2 rRNA genes (1 of these 2 only partly in view) are annotated in these 3395 nt (G+C 57.3%); both read left to right on the top strand.

The window, feature by feature from the left end:
- Window positions 1-292 precede the first annotated feature (292 nt).
- Window positions 293-1818, top strand: a 16S ribosomal RNA gene (locus ACZ32T_RS37175).
- Window positions 1819-2118: 300 nt separating this feature from the next.
- Window positions 2119-3395 (top strand): 23S ribosomal RNA (locus tag ACZ32T_RS37170) (it continues 1924 nt past the right edge of the window).
- Together the 16S and 23S rRNA genes form the textbook arrangement of a ribosomal RNA operon.

The raw sequence follows: 3395 nt of genomic DNA, 5'->3' as shown, positions 1-3395 counted from the left end.
GAAAGAGTCTGATAGAGTCGGAAACGCAAGAACAGAAGGGAAGCGCCCGGAGGGCCCCGGTGAAACGGGACCGAAGGAAGCGTCCGTTCCTTGAGAACTCAACAGCGTGCCAAAAGTCAACGCCAGATATGTTGATACCCCGGCCTGCTTCGGCAGGTTGGTGGTTCCTTTGAAAAGTCCTACCGGTCCTTCGGGTTCGGTGGGCAACAACAGCGAGGACGCTGTGAACGACCGGTCTTATTCCGACCTGGTCGTTCCGCTCTCGTGTTGTGATCCCGATTACGGGAAAACATTCACGGAGAGTTTGATCCTGGCTCAGGACGAACGCTGGCGGCGTGCTTAACACATGCAAGTCGAACGATGAAGCCTTTCGGGGTGGATTAGTGGCGAACGGGTGAGTAACACGTGGGCAATCTGCCCTTCACTCTGGGACAAGCCCTGGAAACGGGGTCTAATACCGGATAACACTCTGTCCCGCATGGGACGGGGTTAAAAGCTCCGGCGGTGAAGGATGAGCCCGCGGCCTATCAGCTTGTTGGTGGGGTGATGGCCTACCAAGGCGACGACGGGTAGCCGGCCTGAGAGGGCGACCGGCCACACTGGGACTGAGACACGGCCCAGACTCCTACGGGAGGCAGCAGTGGGGAATATTGCACAATGGGCGAAAGCCTGATGCAGCGACGCCGCGTGAGGGATGACGGCCTTCGGGTTGTAAACCTCTTTCAGCAGGGAAGAAGCGAAAGTGACGGTACCTGCAGAAGAAGCGCCGGCTAACTACGTGCCAGCAGCCGCGGTAATACGTAGGGCGCAAGCGTTGTCCGGAATTATTGGGCGTAAAGAGCTCGTAGGCGGCTTGTCACGTCGGATGTGAAAGCCCGGGGCTTAACCCCGGGTCTGCATTCGATACGGGCTAGCTAGAGTGTGGTAGGGGAGATCGGAATTCCTGGTGTAGCGGTGAAATGCGCAGATATCAGGAGGAACACCGGTGGCGAAGGCGGATCTCTGGGCCATTACTGACGCTGAGGAGCGAAAGCGTGGGGAGCGAACAGGATTAGATACCCTGGTAGTCCACGCCGTAAACGTTGGGAACTAGGTGTTGGCGACATTCCACGTCGTCGGTGCCGCAGCTAACGCATTAAGTTCCCCGCCTGGGGAGTACGGCCGCAAGGCTAAAACTCAAAGGAATTGACGGGGGCCCGCACAAGCAGCGGAGCATGTGGCTTAATTCGACGCAACGCGAAGAACCTTACCAAGGCTTGACATATACCGGAAAGCATCAGAGATGGTGCCCCCCTTGTGGTCGGTATACAGGTGGTGCATGGCTGTCGTCAGCTCGTGTCGTGAGATGTTGGGTTAAGTCCCGCAACGAGCGCAACCCTTGTTCTGTGTTGCCAGCATGCCCTTCGGGGTGATGGGGACTCACAGGAGACTGCCGGGGTCAACTCGGAGGAAGGTGGGGACGACGTCAAGTCATCATGCCCCTTATGTCTTGGGCTGCACACGTGCTACAATGGCCGGTACAATGAGCTGCGATGCCGCGAGGCGGAGCGAATCTCAAAAAGCCGGTCTCAGTTCGGATTGGGGTCTGCAACTCGACCCCATGAAGTCGGAGTTGCTAGTAATCGCAGATCAGCATTGCTGCGGTGAATACGTTCCCGGGCCTTGTACACACCGCCCGTCACGTCACGAAAGTCGGTAACACCCGAAGCCGGTGGCCCAACCCCTTGTGGGAGGGAGCTGTCGAAGGTGGGACTGGCGATTGGGACGAAGTCGTAACAAGGTAGCCGTACCGGAAGGTGCGGCTGGATCACCTCCTTTCTAAGGAGCACTTCTTACCAAGTTCGCTTGGTCAGAGGCCAGTACACCGGCGAATGTTCGGTGCTGGTTGCTCATGGGTGGAACGTTGACTATTCGGCACGACAGGTTGTTTTCGCTAGTACTGCTTCGGCGTGGAAAGTGAGAGGGATCGGTCGGGTCGGGCACGCTGTTGGGTATCTGAAGGTACGGGCTCGTTTGAGTCTGTCCCTTTGGTTGCCGGCCCCAGTGAACTCGTCGGAAGACGGGGTGATGGGTGGCTGGTCGTTGTTTGAGAACTGCACAGTGGACGCGAGCATCTGTGGCCAAGTTTTTAAGGGCGCACGGTGGATGCCTTGGCACCAGGAACCGATGAAGGACGTGGGAGGCCACGATAGTCCCCGGGGAGCTGTCAACCAAGCTTTGATCCGGGGGTTTCCGAATGGGGAAACCCGGCAGTCGTCATGGGCTGTCACCCGCTGCTGAACACATAGGCAGTGTGGAGGGAACGAGGGGAAGTGAAACATCTCAGTACCCTCAGGAAGAGAAAACAACCGTGATTCCGGGAGTAGTGGCGAGCGAAACTGGATCAGGCCAAACCGTATGCGTGTGATACCCGGCAGGGGTTGCGTATACGGGGTTGTGGGATCTCTCTTTCACAGTCTGCCGGCTGTGAGGCGAGTCAGAAACCGTTGATGTAGGCGAAGGACATGCGAAAGGTCCGGCGTAGAGGGTAAGACCCCCGTAGCTGAAACATCAACGGCTCGTTTGAGAGACACCCAAGTAGCACGGGGCCCGAGAAATCCCGTGTGAATCTGGCGGGACCACCCGCTAAGCCTAAATATTCCCTGGTGACCGATAGCGGATAGTACCGTGAGGGAATGGTGAAAAGTACCGCGGGAGCGGAGTGAAATAGTACCTGAAACCGTGTGCCTACAAGCCGTGGGAGCGTCGCTGTATGTGCTTGCACATGCAGTCGTGACTGCGTGCCTTTTGAAGAATGAGCCTGCGAGTTAGCGGTGTGTAGCGAGGTTAACCCGTGTGGGGAAGCCGTAGCGAAAGCGAGTCCGAACAGGGCGATTGAGTTGCACGCTCTAGACCCGAAGCGGAGTGATCTAGCCATGGGCAGGTTGAAGCGGAGGTAAGACTTCGTGGAGGACCGAACCCACCAGGGTTGAAAACCTGGGGGATGACCTGTGGTTAGGGGTGAAAGGCCAATCAAACTCCGTGATAGCTGGTTCTCCCCGAAATGCATTTAGGTGCAGCGTCGTGTGTTTCTTGCCGGAGGTAGAGCACTGGATAGGCGATGGGCCCTACCGGGTTACTGACCTTAGCCAAACTCCGAATGCCGGTAAGTGAGAGCACGGCAGTGAGACTGTGGGGGATAAGCTCCATGGTCGAGAGGGAAACAGCCCAGAGCATCGACTAAGGCCCCTAAGCGTACGCTAAGTGGGAAAGGATGTGGAGTCGCAGAGACAACCAGGAGGTTGGCTTAGAAGCAGCCACCCTTGAAAGAGTGCGTAATAGCTCACTGGTCAAGTGATTCCGCGCCGACAATGTAGCGGGGCTCAAGCGTACCGCCGAAGTCGTGTCATTCATAC

Source organism: Streptomyces sp. NPDC023573 (assembly GCF_055559735.1).
This window is presented reverse-complemented; position numbering and strand designations above follow the sequence as displayed.